A 17,103-nucleotide genomic window follows, 5' to 3' on the forward strand; every position below is an offset into this window, starting at 1 on the left:
CGCCGCGCCTACAATCACCGCAGTTCATATCGTCTCTCTCATGCACTACCTTTCGACCCGTGGCGACACCACCCCGCGCCAGTTTTGCGACATCCTGCTTGAAGGCTTGGCACCCGATGGCGGCTTGTATCTGCCTGACCATTACCCGCAGATCAGCACCGAGCGCTTGGCCGGGTTGCGACAGGTGTACGCCAGCCAAGGCTACGCCGCGCTGGCGTTTGAAATTTTGTCGCTCTATATCGACGACATTCCGGCCGCTGAGCTGAAAGCGCTGTGTGCCAAGACCTACACGCCTGAGGTGTTTGGCTCGCGCGAGATCGTGCCGCTGAAAAAGCTGGAAGGCGATCTGTACCTGGAGGCGCTGTCCAACGGCCCCACGCTGGCCTTCAAGGACATGGCCATGCAGTTGCTGGGCAACCTGTTTGAGTACGAGTTGAAGCGGCGCGGCGAGCAGCTCAACATCCTGGGTGCCACCAGCGGCGATACCGGCAGTGCGGCCGAATACGCCATGCGCGGCAAGCAGGGTATTCGCGTGTTCATGCTCAGCCCGCACGGGCGCATGAGCGCGTTTCAGCAGGCGCAGATGTTCAGTCTGCAAGATGCCAATATCCACAATATCGCCATCGAAGGCGTGTTTGACGACGCACAAGACATCGTCAAGGCCGTCAGCAACGACCTGGCGTTCAAGCGCCAATACAAGATCGGCACCGTCAATTCGATCAACTGGGCGCGGCTGCTGGCGCAAGTCGCCTATTACTTCGCGGGCTACTTCCAGGCCACGCAACAGGCCCCCACGCTCCGCGCTGGCGCGTCTTCGCTGCCCCCCGAGGGGGCCGCGCCCGCCTTGGGGCGGCCCGGCGGCGGGCATGACGATTCCGAGCAGGTGGACTTCACCGTCCCCAGCGGCAATTTCGGCAACGTCTGCGCCGGTCATGTGGCGCGGCAGATGGGGCTGCCCATTGGCCAGCTGGTGGTGGCCACCAACGAGAACGATGTGCTTGACGAGTTTTTCCGCACCGGCGTGTACCGCGTGCGCGCCAGCGCCGACACACACGAAACCAGCAGCCCCAGTATGGACATCAGCAAGGCCAGCAACTTCGAGCGCTTCGTGTTCGATCTGCTGGGCCGGGATGGGGCGCAAACACGTACGTTGTTCACCGATGCGTTGGCGGCAGCAGGACAGTTCGACATGTCGGGCAACGCAGCGTTCCAGCAAGCGCGCCAGCGCTACGGCTTCGTCAGTGGCAAGAGCGTGCACGCCGACCGCCTGGCCACCATTGGCGAGGTGTTCGAGCGCCACGGCGTCATGATCGACACCCACACCGCCGACGGCGTGAAGGTGGCGCGCCAGCACGTGCGTCCAGGTGTGCCCATGCTGGTGCTGGAGACGGCGCTGCCCATCAAGTTTGCCGCCACCATCCGCGAGGCGCTGGGGCGTGAACCGGATCGCCCGTCCAGGTTTGAAGGTATCGAGGCGCTGCCGCGTCGCGTCAAAGTCATGCCTGCCGATGCAGCGCAGGTGAAGGCGCTGATTGCGAAAGAGTGTGCGTAAAAATTCGATTGATTTTGCCTTTAGCGCTTGTGTATCAAGCGCTAAAAGCTATTGAATTGATAGTTTTCAAAACAAGACATGAAGGTTGTTGGCATCACCGGCTATTCCGGCGCAGGCAAGACGCAGTTGATCGAGCGGCTGATCCCGGCGCTCAAAAAGCGTGGTCTTCGGGTGTCGGTGGTCAAGCACGCGCACCATCGCTTTGACATCGACCATGCGGGCAAGGACACTTACCGCCACCGCGCGGCGGGCGCGCTAGAAGTGGTGATTGCCTCGCGCCACCGCTTGGCGCTGATGCGCGAGTTTGAACAAGAGGCGGATTTGTCGGTGCACCACCTGTTGGCCGAGCTGTACGATGGTGTGGACTGGGTGCTGGTGGAAGGCTTCAGGGGCAGCGACATCCCCAAGCTGGAAGTCTGGCGACCCGCCAGCGGCCACCCCGCCCGTTACCCGGACGATGAACAAATGACCGCCATCGCCACCGATGCGCCCGGGCAGTTGCCTGCGCCGACAGCGTTGCCGGTGCTGGACTTGAACCAGCCCGAGGCCGTGGCCCAATGGCTGCTCGATCACGGCGCACGGTTTGACTACGATGCCGATCTTTATTTGAAAGACGAGGTTTGAACCCCACCCATGCCTGATCCCGCCCGTCGTCCCCCGTTGATCCCGCTCGATGACGCGCTGGCGCGCCTGCTGGCACACGCCAGGCCACTGGAGCGCACTGAACAGATCAGCACCTTTGACGCCGATGGCCGCGTGCTGGCGCAAGACGTGGTGTCGCCTTTGCGTGTGCCGCCGAATGACAACTCGGCCATGGACGGTTACGCCGTGCGCGCTGCCGACGTCACTGCACCGGGCGTTGAGCTGCCCGTGTCGCAGCGCATCGCTGCCGGACAGGCGGGCACCCCACTGGTGGCGGGTACGGCGGCGCGCATCTTTACCGGCGCGCCGCTGCCTGCCGGAGCCGACGCGGTGGTCATGCAGGAAGACGCCGAGGCGCTGGATACCAAGGCGTCGGATGGCGGCGAGCGCGCGCGCATCCAGGCCGTGCCTGCTGCGGGCCAATGGGTGCGCCAAGCAGGTGAAGACGTGGCACAGGGTGCAGCCGTGCTGCGTGCGGGCCAGCGCATCGGCCCCGCAGGCATGGGCCTGGCCGCAGGCGTGGGCCAGGCCACGCTGGCGGTGCATGCGCGCCCGCACGTGGCGTTGTTTTCGACCGGTGATGAACTGGTCATGCCCGGCGACGTGGCTCCACAGAGCATGAAACCCGGCAGCATTTACAACAGCAACCGCTTTTTCCTGCGCGCGCTGCTGCAACGCCTAGGTTGCATGGTGACCGATTTAGGCATCGTGCCTGATAACCGCTCCGCCACGCTGGCCGCCTTGCAAAGCGCGGCCGAGGCGCATGACCTCATCCTGACCAGCGGCGGCGTGTCGGTGGGCGAGGAAGACCACGTCAAACCCGCCGTGGAACAACTGGGCGCGCTGGACTTGTGGCAAATCGCCCTCAAGCCCGGCAAACCGTTTGCCTATGGCCATGTGCGGCGCGGCGAGCAGCAAGCCGGTGTGGGTGCGGCGCACTTCATCGGCCTGCCGGGTAATCCGGTGTCCAGCTTTGTCACCTTCCTTGTGCTGGTTCGCCCCTTTTTGCTCAAGCTGCAAGGGGCGGCGCACTGGGCACCTGCAGTACAGATGGCGCGGGCCGACTTTGCCGTCACGCGGGCCGACAAGCGGCGCGAATTTCTGCGCGTGCGCCGCAATGCGCAAGGCGGACTGGACTTGTTTGGCAACCAAAGCTCGGGCGTGCTCACGTCCATGCACTGGGCCGACGGCTTGGTGGACAACCCGGCAGGCACCACCATTGCGCCGGGTGATACGGTGCGCTTCATTCCCATGGCGGAGGTATTGAAGTGAATCACCCCCCTGAGTCGCTGACGCGCCTTTCCCCCTCTGCTGCGCGATGGGGGAAGGCACCGATGCTCGGTGCAAGCCCGAGCATGGCGTTCGCTGGCTTGGCCTATTCCTCCGTAGCCTGGCGTTTCTGTCAATCGCGGGCTGCGCCGGTAGTGTGTGCTGTCGGGGGGATTTGACATGCATGTCACTGTGCGTTATTTCGCCAGCATCCGCGAGGCCGTGGGGCAGGGCAGCGAGGCGGTAACGACTCAAGCCGCCACGGTGGGTGCGTTGCGCGACGAGTTGATGGCGCGTGGCGGTGCCTATGCCCAGACGCTGGCGCGCGGCAAGGCGGTGCGCGCCGCGCTGAATCAGGACATGTGCGATGACGCGGCGGCGCTGGCTGCGGGGGATGAGGTGGCGTTTTTTCCACCGGTCACGGGGGGATAAGTTCTTATCCAAATCGGCCTTTGACGCTAGTGTAGTGTTCGACGCTATCTGGCACATAAAAACGCGTCTTTGCCGCCATGGCGGCGTTGCAAATCCTCGCGATAGCTACGGCTATCGCTGCGGTTTGCGCCTTGCCATGACGACAAATCCATCATTTTTATAAGTGCCATCAAGCATCGACCACTACACTAGAGCCAAAAGAGCAAACAGCTATCAAAAAGTGAGAGTTCTCACGCGTTGATCTGAATCACAACATCGGCCCCAGCGTCCGGCTCAAGGCGATCACGTGCGCGCGCGTGGCAGCACTGGCGCTGGTCATGGGCAGGCGCAGCCGGTCTTGGCACCAGCCTTCGCTGGCCAACAAGGCTTTCAGTGGGCCGGGGTTGGGTTCGGCAAACAAAGCTTGCACCAGCGGTGCCAGGGCGTGCCAGCCTTGGCGGGCGCTGTCCAAGTCGCTACGCGCCGCAGCGCGAGCTACGGTGACAAAACGTTCAGGGTGCACTTGGGCGCAGGCGGCGATCGCCCCCGTGCCACCCAGCGCCAGAGTGCTGAGCATCTGCACGTCTTCACCCGCCAGCACGGCCAGCCGCCCGTCGCGCAGCAGTGCCTGCATTTTGGTGCCATCGCCGCCGCAGTCTTTGATGGCGGAGATGTTTGGATGCGCGGCCAGCGCCAGCAGAGTGGAGGTGTCGATCACAGTGCCGGTGCGGTAGGGGATGTCGTACAGCACCAGCGGGGCCGGACTGACATCGGCCAGTTGGGTGAACCAGGCAGCCAACCCTGCTTGCGATGGGCGCACGTAGCACGGCGCGGGCAGCAGCACGCCAGCCAGCGGCGGGCCGCTGCGGCCTAACTCGGCCAGCCAACCTTGCATCTTGCCCAGGTGGTAGCCGCTGACGCCCATGATGACGGGCAGCTCAGGCGCGTGCTGCGCCACGGTGTGCAGGCAGGCCAGTTGTTCTTCTGGCGAGAGTGCGGCGGCTTCGCCGGTGCTGCCGCAGACCACCAGACCGGCCAGGCCCGAGGTGGCCAGCCGCGCTGCCAGTCGGCCGAGTGCGGTGTGATCGACCTGATCGTCATCGCTGAAGGGTGTGATGATGGGTGCCCAAACGCCATGAAACGGGTTGAGGTCAATGAGGGAAGGTGCAGACATGAACGCTCCACAAAAAGGACAAAAGCGACCGCTTGAGGATCCTTCTCGCGTTCAGGGCAGCAAGCCGGTGGTAAAGGTGTTTGGGCCGTTTCCGTCAGGTGCCACATCTGACGAAAAGGCCAAAGCCCCGGTCAGATGGACTTCGGTTTTTTGGCTTTGTATGCCGCCACGGCCAGTGCCAGCGCCTGCAAGGGCAGGGCGCGGTGGGCTGTAAGGTAGGCGGCGAACACGGGGGCAGTGTACGGCATGTGGCGGTGAATGCCAGTGCAAGTGTTCGACGCCATCTGGCACATCAAAATGCGCTTTTGCCGCCAGGGCGGGGTTGCAAATCCTCGCGATAGCTCGGCGATCGCTGCGGTCTGCGCTGGTCGGCTTGGTGTCAAAATCGCCCCATGCTCATGTTTCCCCCTGAAGTTCTTGTGGCCTACGGCATCGCCATGCTGGTGGTGGTGATCTCGCCCGGGCCTGACAACCTGCTGGCCATCAGCCGGGGTTTGAGCCAGGGGCCGTGGGCGGCGGCCCTGTCGTCCATCGGCGCGGGGCTGGGCATCATGGTGCATTCGCTGGCCGCCACCTTTGGACTGACGCTGATCATCCAGGCCTCGCCCGCCGCGTTCTGGGTGGTCAAGGCTGTGGGCGCGGCGTATTTGATCTGGTTGGGACTGAAGGCGCTGCGCTCGCGCGATTTGATCAGTTTTGAACCCGCCAAACGCCAATCGCTGCGGCGCGTGTTTGTGACGGGTGTGCTGTCCAACGTGCTCAATCCCAAGCCGGGGCTGTTTGTGTTGGCCTTCATTCCGCAGTTTGTGTCGGCCCAGCGCGGTTCGGTGCCGGTGCAGATGCTGGTGTACGGCACCATTTTTGCGGTGTGCACGGCGATCATCTTCACGCTGATGGGCGCGTTTGCGTCGCGCCTGTCGGCTTGGCTGGCACGCCACCCGCGCACGGGCAGCGGCCTGAACATTGGCGCTGGGCTGGTGCTGGTGGCGGCGGGTCTGTCTATTCTGGGCTTGCAACGGCGGGCCTGAAGCCATGCACGAACCGCAGCGTATGAGCAATCCGCGTGTCAGTATCCAGACCGAAGACTTTGACCTCAGCACTGAGCTGGCCCGCCTGCGGGCGGGTCAGCCCCAGGTGGGGGCGGTGTGCGCGTTTGTGGGCACCGTGCGTGACCGCAGTGACGGTCAGGCCGTGAGCACCATGGAGCTGGAGCACTACCCCGGCATGACCGAAAAAGCCATTGCAGCGATGATCGACGCCGCCCAGCGCCGGTTTGACCTGCTTGGCGTGCGCATCATCCACCGCGTGGGCTTGCTCAAACCGCAAGACCAGATTGTGCTGGTGGCCGTGACCTCCGCCCACCGAGGCGAGAGCTTTCAGGCGTGCGAGTTTTTGATGGACTACCTGAAAACCCAGGCCCCGTTCTGGAAAAAAGAACAAACCGCTGAAGGTGCGCGCTGGGTCGATGCGCGCGTGTCTGACGATGCGGCGCTGGCGCGGTGGGGAATTCAGGCGGGGAATGCTTGAGTCTGTGTCGATGCAGAGCCAGCCTTGCTTTTGAAATCGTAAAAAGGGGGCGGTTTCACCATTGGGCACACCACCCTAACCCGCCAATGACCGGAACGTGCCCCGCTCTTCATTTTGATAGGGCACACATTCGGTCGCAGCGCATCCTTTTCATTTGCAGCCTGAACCGCTGGCGCGGTCAAGGTGCCAGCATGGCCGACGTGGACAGCGCCGCTGCCTCGGACGCGCAGGTGGCGGGGTTGGGCAACTGGCCTGCGGCGCGGGCGGCTTTGACTTCATCAGTGGCCAGCAGCGCCTGGGCGCGGTACACGGCGTTGGCGTGCAGGCGGGCCACGGTGGCCGCGCCGATGCTGCGTCCGGCATCGATGTCGCTTTTCCAGTGCACGCCGCACACGCCGCGGCTTTGGGCGAAGGCGCGACCGCGTTGTAGAACCTGATCGGCACGCTCAGGCGCGATTTCGGCCAGTTGCAGCGCCCAGGCCCAGCCCAGGGCCGAATGGCCTGAAGGGTAAGAACCATCTTTGCGCAGGTGTTCAGCTTCTTCGGGCGTGCAGATGGCGGCGTTGAACGCCACGAAGGGGCGGGTGCGCTGGTAGTGCTTTTTGGCTTTGTAGGTGGATAGCCCTGCGTCGGTAGCGCTGCGTCGCAGCAAGGTGTAGAGGTGCGGTGTGGCTTGTTCGCTGATGGCGATGCCCAGTGCGCAAGAGAAGGTGCTGGCGGCTTCAGGAAAGTGCAGGTTGGCGTCTTGTTTGGCCAGTGCGCCACGCGGGCCGTTCATCAAGGCAGTGAGTTGATCGAAGGCTTCGCGGTCAGCGGCCAGCGCGGCTGAGTTCTGGGCCGGAGGTGGGGGCAACAAGGCCAGGCTGTCAGGGTATTCTTGGCGTTCCAGATAACCCTTGTAGATGGTGAGCGAGCCGAATTTCAGCTCGCCCACTGCGGCAGCTCCCACTGGCGGCTGAGCGCTTGCCGTGGATGACTGGGGGGCGGTGGTACAGGCGCTGGCAAGCAGTGCGAGTGCAGCAAAGATCAGTACGGAACGCGGGGTGCGCATGAACTTGGTCTCCTCAACGATGGATGGATGGGGTCAGTTGGGTGAATTGGAAGGCCGCAGTGTCGCAGAAATTTTTGTCTATTTTTAGATCAGCCCAGGGCTTTGCGGCGCTGGTTTTGATGGTCGGGCTGCTGGCTTCTGACATTGCTTTGACGATGCCGCAAACCACTGCTGATCCCGTTGCGGGCAAAGCTATAACTGCGCGTGTGAGCTACGTGGTGGATGGCGATTCGCTGTGGGTGCGTGCGGCGGACACGGGCGCGCGCATCAAGCTGCGGCTGGCGGGTGTGGACGCGCCCGAGATTTGCCAGCAAGATGGGGAGCGTTCGCGCACCGCCTTGCAGGCACTGGCCGATGGGCAGCCGGTGCGGGTGCGGGTGCAGGCGCATGACCGTTGGGGCCGCGCCATTGCCCGCGTGCAGCGTGTCTCGGACGGACGCGATCTGGCTGAAGCAATGGTCAGTCAGGGCTGGGCGTGGTCTGAGCGCCGCTTGAGCAGGCGCCACCCTTTGGCGGTAGCGCAGGCGCAGGCGCGGCAGGTGGGGCGGGGATTGTTTGCTCGCCCAGCGCCCGAATATCCAGCCGATTTCAGGCGCAAGCATGGGCCTTGTGGGCGGAATCAGCGCTGAGTTTTTGTCGAGCAGCCGATCTTGCAGCTGATAGCAGAGCGCTTGAAAATGGATGTACAGACCGCAAATAAACGGCATTGACAGCGCTTTGCTTTGTTGCCGACAGACGGTTGACATCAGGGCGGTTTGGATCTCAACCACTTTTATTTCTGACACATGCGAATCGACAAACTGACCACCAAATTCCAGGAAGCGCTGGCCGATGCCCAGTCGCTGGCGCTGGGTAACGACCACGCCTACATCGAGCCGGTGCACCTGCTGGCCGCCATGCTGCGCCAGCCCGATGGCCCCAAGGCGCTGCTGCAACGCGCGGGCGTGAACGTGGGCCAACTGACGCAAGAGGCCGAAGCGGCCATCAAGCGCCTGCCCAGCGTGACCGGGCAAGAGCAGGTGCAGCCCAGCCCTGATTTGATCAAGCTGCTGCAAGCCACTGAGAAAGAGAGCATCAAGCGCGGCGACCAGTTCGTGCCCAGCGAGCTGTTTTTGCTGGCGCTGGCCGACGCCAAGGGCGAAGCGGGCCGTATCGCCAAGGAAAGCGGTTTGAGCCGCAAGAGCATGGAAGCGGCGATTGACGCCGTGCGCGGCGGCCAGACGATGGACTCGGCCGATGGCGAAAGCCAGCGCGAGGCGCTGAAAAAATACACGCTGGACCTGACCGAACGCGCCCGCATCGGCAAGCTCGACCCGGTGATTGGCCGCGACGACGAAATCCGCCGTGCCATCCAGGTGCTGCAACGGCGCAGCAAGAACAACCCGGTGCTGATTGGCGAGCCGGGCGTGGGCAAGACCGCCATCGTTGAAGGGCTGGCCCAGCGCATCGTGGCTGGCGAAGTGCCCGACACGCTGCGCGACAAGCAGGTTTTGTCGCTCGACATGGCGGGCCTGCTGGCCGGTGCCAAGTACCGGGGCGAATTTGAAGAGCGCCTGAAGGCCGTGCTGAAAGAAGTGGCGGCTGAAGAGGGGCGCATCATCTTGTTCATTGACGAAATCCACACCATGGTCGGTGCGGGCAAGGCCGAAGGTGCCATCGATGCGGGCAACATGCTCAAGCCCGCGTTAGCGCGCGGCGAGCTGCACTGCATCGGTGCCACCACGCTGGACGAATACCGCAAATACATCGAAAAAGATGCGGCGCTGGAGCGGCGCTTTCAAAAAGTGCTGGTGGGCGAGCCGAGCGTGGAAGACACCATTGCCATCTTGCGCGGCCTGCAAGAAAAATACGAAGTGCACCACGGCGTGGACATCACCGACCCGGCCATCGTGGCCGCGGCGGAGTTGAGCGCGCGCTACATCACCGACCGTTTTTTGCCCGACAAGGCGATTGACCTGATTGACGAAGCGGCGGCCAAGATCAAGATCGAGATCGACTCCAAACCCGAGGTGATGGACAAGCTGGATCGCCGCATGATCCAGCTCAAGATCGAACGCGAGGCCATGAAGCGCGAGACCGACGAGGCGTCGCAAAAGCGCTTGCAACTGATCGAGGACGATCTGGCCAAGCTGGAAAAAGAATACGCCGACCTGGACGAAATCTGGAAGGCTGAAAAAGCCAGCGCCCAGGGCAGTGACGGCCTGCGCAAGGAGATCGACCAGTTGCGCTTTCAGATCGAGGAATTCACCCGCAAGGGCGACTTCAACAAAGTGGCCGAGCTGCAATACGGCAAGCTGCCGCAACTGGAAAAGCAGTTGAAAGAAGCCCAGGCCAGCGAGAGCCAGCGCGAAAAAGCCGCGCCCAGCTTGCTGCGCACGCAAGTCGGTGCCGAAGAGATTGCCGAGGTGGTCTCGCGCGCCACCGGCATCCCCGTCAGCAAGATGATGCAGGGCGAGCGCGAGAAGCTGCTGAAAATGGAAGATGCACTGCACCAGCGCGTGGTGGGCCAGGACGAGGCCATCTCCGCCGTGGCCAACGCCATCCGCCGCTCGCGCTCCGGCCTGTCCGACCCCAACCGGCCGCTGGGCAGCTTCTTGTTCCTCGGCCCCACCGGCGTGGGCAAGACCGAGCTGACCAAGGCGCTGGCGACCTTTTTGTTTGACAGCGCCGAGCACCTGATCCGCATCGACATGAGCGAGTTCATGGAAAAGCACTCGGTCGCCCGCCTGATCGGCGCGCCGCCCGGCTACGTGGGCTACGACGAAGGCGGCTACCTGACCGAAGCCGTGCGCCGCAAACCCTACAGCGTGATTTTGCTGGACGAGGTGGAAAAAGCCCACCCCGACGTCTTCAACGTGCTGCTGCAAGTGCTGGACGATGGCCGCCTGACCGACGGCCAGGGCCGCACGGTGGACTTCAAAAACACCGTGGTCATCATGACCAGCAACATGGGCAGCCCGCTGATCCAGAGCATGGCCGGGCAGCCGTACGATGACGTGAAAGACGCGGTGTTTGGCGAGCTGAAGAACCACTTCCGTCCGGAGTTTTTAAACCGCATCGACGAGATCGTGGTGTTCCACGGCCTGGACGCCAGCCAGATCGGCGAGATTGCCAAGATCCAGCTCAAGACCCTCAGCGAGCGGCTGGCCAAGATGGAGCTGCACCTCAAGGTGTCCGACCAGGCGCTGGCCGAGCTGGCCAAGGTCGGGTTCGATCCGGTGTTTGGCGCCCGGCCGCTCAAGCGCGCTATTCAGCAGCGCATTGAAAACCCGCTGTCGCGTGATTTGCTGGAAGGCAAGTTCCCGCCCAAGACCGAGATTGATGTGTCCGTCGATCCGATCAAGGATCCGGGGGTGTTTCACTTCAAGGCCAGCCCGGCCAAGAAAGCCGCCAAAGTTAAAGAATGACGACGAAGCTGCTGGGTGCGCTGCTCCTGCTCGGGTCGGCTTGAAATCAAACACGGGCTGCACTTTGCGGGTGCAGCCCGTTTTGATTTGAAAGCTGGGACGACCTTCAAGTCAATGAACCTCTGCGGATGGCGCAGGGTTTCCTTGAAAGCAACTTACAAAAACTATCATATTGATAGCTTGTAGCGCTTGTCAGACAGGCTCTACAAGCGCTTTTGTATATATTTTTTCGTCGTCGCGTCATGGCGCTGGTGTCGCGCCGCAGGCTTATTTGGTGGTGTAGCCGCCGTTGATGAGGATGGTTTGCCCGGTGATCCACCAGCCGTCGCTGACCAGGTGGCGAATGAAGGGCACCACGTCTTCAATGTCGGTCAGGCCGGTTTTACTGAAGGGCGACAGCGCGGCGGCGGTCTTGTGATATGCCACGGCATCATCGCCTTCGGCGGGGTAGAAAAAGGGCGTGTCCATGGGGCCGGGGCCGACGGCGGTGACAGAGATGCCGCGCGCGCCAAACTCCTTGGCGGCTGCGCGGGTGAAGTGTTCCACCGGGGCTTTGGTGCCCGCGTAGCTGGCGTAAAACGGCGTGAAGGCACCCAGCAGCGAGGTGACGATGGTGCAGACCTTGCCGCCGTCGTTGACGTGTTGGCCCGCTTCCTTCAAGAAAAAGAAGGCCGACTTGGCGTTGATGGCGCTCATCTCGTCGTATTCGGCTTCGGTGACTTCGGTCATGGGCTTCTTTAAAACCTTGCCCACGGTGTTGATGGCGATGTCGGGGCGGCCCACGGCGGCCACGGTATCGGCAAACAGTTTCTTCATGGCGGCGGCGCTGGTCAGATCGCCTTGCAGGGCCACGGCTTGGGCACCGGCTTGCTCGATGGCGGCCACGGTTTGGTCGGCATCTGCCTTGCTGGCGGCGCTGTTGTAGTGGATGGCGATGGCCTTGGCACCGTGCGCGGCCATGTCGCGCGCGATCAGGCCGCCCAGGTTTTTGGCACCTCCGGTGATCAGCACCACTTTGCCTTCGATGCTGTGTTGGTTCGACATGCGGATTTCCTTTTGGGATACGTGAATAAACGGCCCCTGACTGTATCGATGCAGCCTGTCGGAATAAACCGGGCGGGGAAAGATAGACTGTCCAAAAAACCCGAACAATCACCCAATTTCGCTCAAGTTATGGATCGCATCGAGCAGCTACGCATCTTTTTGCAGGTGGCCACGACAGGCAGCTTTACCAAGGCGGCCGAGCAACTGGCGCTGCCCAGGGCCAGCGTGTCGGTGGCGGTGCAGCGGCTGGAAGAACGCCTGGGTGCGGGCCTGTTGCACCGCACTACGCGGCGCGTGACGCTCACGTCCGATGGCGAGGCGCTGCTGGAGCGCGGCCGCGCTCTGGTGGCCGATGTGCAGGCGCTGGAGCAGCAGTTTCGCCCAAGTGCAGAAGGGGTGTCGGGCCGCCTGCGGGTGGACATGCCCAGCCGCATTGCCCGGCGTTTGGTGGTGCCTGCGTTACCGGCTTTTTTGGCGCAGCACCCCAGACTGGAGGTTGCCCTCAGCTCGCGTGACCGCGTGGTCGATCTGGTGCAAGAAGGGCTGGACTGCGCGCTGCGTGTCGGCGCGCTGACACCCAGTACGCTGGTGGCCAGGCCGCTGGGCCAATTCAAGATGGTGCATTGCGCCAGCCCTGGCTATCTGGCGCGCTACGGTACGCCGCAGCATCCGGGCGAATTGGCAGCCCACATCGTCGTGCAATACGCACCATCCAGTGCGCAGCGCGCGGCACCCTGGCAATGGCAGGAAGGCGAGACGGTGCGCAGCCTGTCGATGCACGGGCCGGTCACGGTGGACAACGTTGAGGCGTATATCGCCTGCGGTCTGGCGGGATTGGGCTTGATTCAGATACCCGCCTACGATGCACGCGCGCACCTGGATGCGGGTGAACTGCTTGAAGTGCTGCCCACCTGGCCCGGCCCCAGCATGCCGGTACACCTGATGTATGCGCACCGACGTCAGGTATCGCGGCGCATGCAGGCTTTCAGCCAGTGGCTGGCGCAGGTGCTGGCGGTCGCTTTGCGCTGAAGCGCAGGGCAATGTGGCCTAACATGCCGGAACATCCTTTCAGTATTTTTTTATGAGCACAGCCACGCTGCCTCCTGCTGTCCCCACATCGTCGGTCGAATCTGCGCCAGAACCTGCTGCTGCACCGGGCTACAAACCGCTGCGCGAAGACGCCAAGGTCATTGGTCTGGTGGGGCTGGCGCATGCCAGCTCGCATTTTTCGCATCTGTTGCTGGCACCGCTGTTTCCGGTGTTTGTCAAGGAGTTTGGTCTAAGCTTTGCACAACTGGGCTTGCTGGGCACGGTGTTTTTTGCCATTTCGGGCACGGGGCAGGCGCTGTCGGGCTTTTTGGTGGACCGGGTGGGCGCGCGGCCAGTGCTGTTTGCGTCTATCGTTTGCTTTTTTCTGGCCGCGCTGACCGGATCGATGGCCGATGGCTACACCGGGTTGATGGCTGTGGCGGTGCTGGCCGGATTGGGCAATGCGCCATTTCATCCGGTGGACTTCAGCATTTTGAACCAGCGCGTGTCGCCCGCCCGGCTGGGTTATGCCTACAGTGTGCATGGCCTTTGCGGCAATCTGGGCTGGGCGTTGACGCCGGTGTTTTTGATGGTGTTTGCACAATCCAACTGGCGCGTGGGCTATGTCGGGGCGATGGCGTTGTATGTGGTGGTGCTGGTGGTGCTGTGGCTGAACCGCCAGCGGCTGCATACCGAAGTGGTGACGCACGCGCCGGGCACAGCAGGTGTGGCGAGTGACAGCGGGGGCCTGGGTTTTTTAAAGTTGCCAGTGGTGTGGTGGTGTTTCAGCTTCTTTTTGCTGTCGACCATGACGCTGGCGGTGGTGCAAAACTTTGCCTCGCCGATCTTGCAGGCGGTGCACCACGTCAGTTTTGAAGCGGCCACCTCCACCATCACGGCTTACATGATTTGTGGTGCTTTCGGTATGCTGGTGGGCGGCTTTGTCGCTGCGCGCATGCCCTTGCACAGCGATCGCGTGGTGGCCTTGTGCATGACCGCAGGTGCCGCCTTGATGGCGCTGGCGGCCACCGGCTGGCTGGGCAGTGTGGGCACCATGGCGGTGCTGGCCATCACCGGTTTTGCGGTCGGCGTGGGTGGCCCCAGCCGCGACATGATGATCAAGCGCGCCACGCCCAAGGGGGCCACGGGCCGCGTGTATGGCACGGTGTATTCGGGTCTGGACACCGGCTTTGCCCTAGCACCGCTGCTGTTTGGCGCGCTGATGGACAAGGGCTGGTTTGCCGCCACACTGATGGCGGGTGCGGCGACCCTGCTGCTGTCGGTATTTGCCGCGCTGGGGGTGGGGCGACGCATTCCCCAATCCTGATGGAGCTACGTGGTACTGTCTTTTAAGCCTTGATTTTTAATCCCTGACTTGTGAGATATATCGAATGCGCCTGCTGATTGCCTTTTTGCTCCCTTGGCTTACGTTTTTCACCATCGGCCGACCCATCGCGGGTGTGGTTTGCCTGATTTTGCAAATCACCCTGATCGGCTGGATACCTGCCACCATCTGGGCGGTGTACGCGCTGAGCCAATACAAGACCGACCGCAAAATCGAGCGCGCCCTGGGCCAGCGGGGGTGATTTTTGGCGCTCAAGTCTGCTTGGATTACGGTGCACCAGGCGCTGCCCAATCAGGGTTGGATACAAAAGTGTCGTCGGTCAACGTCTGGAGGAAAGCCGCCAGATCAAGTTGATCCTGTGCGCTCAGTTCAATGGCTGAAATCAGCGGGTCTTTGAAGGGGTTGGCTCGGCCATCGCCAGCGTAAAGTCCATTGCCCACGTTGCGCCCGCCTGCGGCGTAGGTTGCCAACACTTCTTGCAGCGAGCCAATGCTGCCATCGTGCATGTAAGGCGCGGTGAGGGCCACATTACGCAGGCTGGGGGCGCGAAAGCGGCCCATGTCTTGCGTCAGTTCAGTGACCTCAAACACGCCGCGGTTGGGCGCTGGGTACGCGCCAGTACCCCCAATATTGAACAAGCCGGTGTTGTGAAAGGTCAATGTGATGCCATTGCTGGTGCTGTCCACAAATTGGTTGTTGAAGTTGGGGCTGCCATGACATTGGGCGCACAGCGCACGGCTGCCAAAGAACAGTTGACGCCCGCGCTCTTCGGTATCGGTGAGAGTGGCTTGCCCCGCCAAGGCCAGGTCATAGCGGCTGCTGGCTGAGATCAGGGTGCGCTCAAAGCTGGCGATGGCCTTGATAACGTTTTCCCAGGTGATCGGGTCGGTTGACTCAGGAAAGGCTTGTGCAAAAAGTGGCGGGTAGTTGGCATCGTTTTTCAATCGCGTCAGCACAGCTTGACGGTTGCTGTCGTTGACGCCCATTTCGACTGGCGTGGTATTGAACAAGGGGGCTTGCATCTGCGCTTCCAGCGTACGCACGTCGGGGCGCGCCCAATTGAAGCTGGTGTTGTAGGCCACGTTGGTCAGTGCCTGGGCATTGCGCGGGTGCACCTGGCCGGTGGCTCCGCGTGACAAGGCCCTGTTGTCGGTAAAAGCGCTGCTTTGGTCATGGCAACCGCTGCACGCCAGTGCGCCATTGCCGGAAAGGCGTGGCTCATAAAACAGCTGGCGGCCAAGTTGAACCTTGCTCTGGCTCATGGGGTTGTCTGTTGGAACCACTGGGGGCGACCAACCTGTGGGCAGTGTCCATTGCCACGGCGTAACTTCAGGCTTGATGGGGTTGGTTGTCTCGCCGCCTGAGCCGCCGCCGCACGATGCCAGCCACAGACTCAATCCCGCGCATAAAACCCCTCGTCCTGTGTGCTGGCGCTTGCTGATGGCGCGTGTGATTTGAAGATTCATTGTGTCCGCACATCGTTATTCAATAATAGAATAGCGATGTTATTCATTAACTCACCACGATGCAAAAGGAGGATGTATGTTTATTGACCCAGATCGATCGATTCGAGCTTTGAGTTTGAAGGAGCACCTGCAGTCTTGGCTGTTGGCCTTGGTTGCCATAGCCTTGGTGCTGGGCATGGCAGCATGCGGCGGTGATGGTGACAGCGACAACAACAATGACGTGGACCGCGGCCCGACCACCATTGCCACCACGGCCTCACTTAATGGGCTGTACTGGGATGCGGATGGCTCCAAGCTGTACCTGACCGACGATTCCAGCAACGCCCTTCGCGTCTGGGACGGCAGCGAGGGCTTTTCGCAATCCGCAGCGTTGCCGGATGCGCCTGCCAGCGGAGCCACGCTGGGGCAAATCGTGCGGGCGAGCGATGGCGTGCTGTATGTCACCCGGTTTGGTTTTGGCGTGGATGGCACGGTGATTGCCGTTTCTCCCGCGGGTGATAGCTACAACCTGACCGGGCTGGATGCCACACGCCGCCGGATTGGACTGGCCAACACGCCGGATGGGTCGTTGATCGTGGGTTGGTTCATCAAAGGCGGCAGCGGTGCGTTGAGCGAGTTGTTGGTTGATGGCAGCCAAGCGCAAGAGAGCGAGCTGGTCACCGGGCTGGGCAAGCCGGTGGGCGTGGCCGTGGTGGGTGATCGGCTGTTGGTCAGTGACCAAAATAGCGGTCATGTGCTAGAGTATTCACTCAGCGCTGTGCGTGCCAACCCAGCCACGGCAGAAGATGGCAAGGTGCTGGCCACGTTCACCACCTTGGACGGCATTGACCTGATGGCCGCCGCCAGCGATGGCACGCTGTATTTCGGCGGCAGCGGTGGCAGCTTGTTTGCGCTGGATGCAGCAGGCAAGGTGAGCGTGCTGGCCAGCGGCTGGCCCAAGCTGCGAGGTGTGAGTGTGGATGAAGCCAATCGGCGCATTTTTGTGGCCGCCGCCGCAGTGGACGAGCAAAGCACGCCCAGCCTGCGCATCGTGCCTATGGATTGATGGTGCGCGCCGCCTGGATGCGGTTGCGGTCATCTTAGATTCGGCAGTTGGACGCATCCGATGGTGCTGTGATCGGCGTGCCAGGCAAGGCGCGAGGACGCTGCGGGCTTTGCTGCCCGCAAGGACGAGCAACGCCGCATG

At 62.4% G+C, this 17,103-nt stretch carries 16 protein-coding genes; 12 read left to right on the plus strand and 4 right to left on the minus strand.

From position 1 onward, the window contains the following. Window positions 1–40 precede the first annotated feature (40 nt). The 4 genes from ACK5NW_RS05690 (at window position 41) to moaD (ending at window position 3,895) form a co-directional block, all read left to right on the plus strand. Window positions 41–1,552, plus strand: a complete 1,512-nt coding sequence (locus tag ACK5NW_RS05690) for a threonine synthase (RefSeq protein ID WP_416925937.1) — start codon at window positions 41–43, stop codon at window positions 1,550–1,552. A gap of 78 nt (window positions 1,553–1,630) precedes the next feature. Continuing rightward, complete coding sequence (gene mobB, locus ACK5NW_RS05695; protein WP_416925939.1) at window positions 1,631–2,176, plus strand: molybdopterin-guanine dinucleotide biosynthesis protein B; 546 nt, start codon at window positions 1,631–1,633, stop codon at window positions 2,174–2,176. Between the two features lie 9 nt (window positions 2,177–2,185). Continuing rightward, complete coding sequence (gene glp / locus ACK5NW_RS05700) at window positions 2,186–3,466, plus strand: gephyrin-like molybdotransferase Glp (protein WP_416925941.1); 1,281 nt, start codon at window positions 2,186–2,188, stop codon at window positions 3,464–3,466. Window positions 3,467–3,643: 177 nt separating this feature from the next. Beyond that, complete coding sequence (gene moaD / locus ACK5NW_RS05705) at window positions 3,644–3,895, plus strand: molybdopterin converting factor subunit 1 (protein ID WP_416925943.1); 252 nt, start codon at window positions 3,644–3,646, stop codon at window positions 3,893–3,895. 247 nt (window positions 3,896–4,142) lie between these two features. On the opposite strand, the gene dapA is transcribed toward moaD, so the two are convergent. Next, window positions 4,143–5,048, minus strand: coding sequence for a 4-hydroxy-tetrahydrodipicolinate synthase (gene dapA / locus ACK5NW_RS05710; RefSeq protein ID WP_416925945.1), 906 nt, complete (start codon window positions 5,046–5,048; stop codon window positions 4,143–4,145). A 392-nt stretch (window positions 5,049–5,440) separates the two neighbouring features. On the opposite strand from dapA, the gene ACK5NW_RS05715 reads away from it, so the two are divergent. Next, on the plus strand, window positions 5,441–6,076 hold the full coding sequence (locus tag ACK5NW_RS05715; protein ID WP_416925947.1) for a LysE family translocator: 636 nt from the start codon (window positions 5,441–5,443) through the stop codon (window positions 6,074–6,076). A 22-nt stretch (window positions 6,077–6,098) separates the two neighbouring features. Next, the gene (locus ACK5NW_RS05720) at window positions 6,099–6,575 is read left to right on the plus strand and encodes a molybdenum cofactor biosynthesis protein MoaE (protein ID WP_416925981.1); all 477 of its coding nucleotides are present in this window, start codon (window positions 6,099–6,101) and stop codon (window positions 6,573–6,575) included. Window positions 6,576–6,753: 178 nt separating this feature from the next. Here ACK5NW_RS05720 and ACK5NW_RS05725 read toward each other — a convergent pair whose 3' ends face one another. Then, window positions 6,754–7,626, minus strand: a complete 873-nt coding sequence (locus ACK5NW_RS05725; RefSeq protein WP_416925949.1) for an acid phosphatase — start codon at window positions 7,624–7,626, stop codon at window positions 6,754–6,756. A gap of 59 nt (window positions 7,627–7,685) precedes the next feature. Between ACK5NW_RS05725 and ACK5NW_RS05730 the strand changes: the two genes are divergently transcribed. Both ACK5NW_RS05730 and clpB read left to right on the plus strand, forming a co-directional pair. After that, window positions 7,686–8,255 carry a thermonuclease family protein gene (locus ACK5NW_RS05730; RefSeq protein WP_416925951.1) on the plus strand — a complete coding sequence of 190 codons (570 nt, stop codon included), beginning with the start codon at window positions 7,686–7,688 and terminating at the stop codon, window positions 8,253–8,255. Between the two features lie 156 nt (window positions 8,256–8,411). Beyond that, window positions 8,412–11,033 (plus strand): ATP-dependent chaperone ClpB, encoded by a 2,622-nt coding sequence (clpB, locus tag ACK5NW_RS05735; RefSeq protein WP_416925953.1) that lies wholly within the window; start codon window positions 8,412–8,414, stop codon window positions 11,031–11,033. Between the two features lie 267 nt (window positions 11,034–11,300). Here the strand turns inward: clpB and ACK5NW_RS05740 are convergent, their stop codons facing one another. Next, window positions 11,301–12,077, minus strand: a complete 777-nt coding sequence (locus ACK5NW_RS05740; protein WP_416925955.1) for an SDR family oxidoreductase — start codon at window positions 12,075–12,077, stop codon at window positions 11,301–11,303. A gap of 129 nt (window positions 12,078–12,206) precedes the next feature. Between ACK5NW_RS05740 and ACK5NW_RS05745 the strand changes: the two genes are divergently transcribed. The 3 genes from ACK5NW_RS05745 to ACK5NW_RS05755 all read left to right on the plus strand — a co-directional run bounded on the left by ACK5NW_RS05745 (window position 12,207) and on the right by ACK5NW_RS05755 (window position 14,692). Beyond that, a complete protein-coding gene (locus ACK5NW_RS05745; protein ID WP_416925957.1) occupies window positions 12,207–13,106 on the plus strand; it encodes a LysR family transcriptional regulator in 900 nt (299 codons plus the stop codon). Window positions 13,107–13,158: 52 nt separating this feature from the next. Then, a complete protein-coding gene (locus tag ACK5NW_RS05750) occupies window positions 13,159–14,433 on the plus strand; it encodes an MFS transporter (RefSeq protein WP_416925959.1) in 1,275 nt (424 codons plus the stop codon). Between the two features lie 64 nt (window positions 14,434–14,497). Further along, entirely contained in the window at window positions 14,498–14,692 is a 195-nt protein-coding gene (locus ACK5NW_RS05755; protein WP_416925961.1) for a YqaE/Pmp3 family membrane protein, read from the plus strand. Between the two features lie 25 nt (window positions 14,693–14,717). On the opposite strand, the gene ACK5NW_RS05760 is transcribed toward ACK5NW_RS05755, so the two are convergent. Further along, window positions 14,718–15,917 (minus strand): MbnH family di-heme enzyme, encoded by a 1,200-nt coding sequence (locus tag ACK5NW_RS05760; RefSeq protein WP_416925963.1) that lies wholly within the window; start codon window positions 15,915–15,917, stop codon window positions 14,718–14,720. Between the two features lie 148 nt (window positions 15,918–16,065). Here ACK5NW_RS05760 and ACK5NW_RS05765 point away from each other — a divergent pair, with 148 nt between their 5' ends. After that, window positions 16,066–16,962: a PQQ-binding-like beta-propeller repeat protein gene (locus ACK5NW_RS05765; RefSeq protein ID WP_416925965.1), complete on the plus strand. Its 897-nt coding sequence runs from the start codon at window positions 16,066–16,068 to the stop codon at window positions 16,960–16,962. Window positions 16,963–17,103 lie beyond the last annotated feature (141 nt).

Source organism: Ottowia sp., assembly GCF_047975795.1.
Lineage (GTDB): Bacteria > Pseudomonadota > Gammaproteobacteria > Burkholderiales > Burkholderiaceae_C > Ottowia.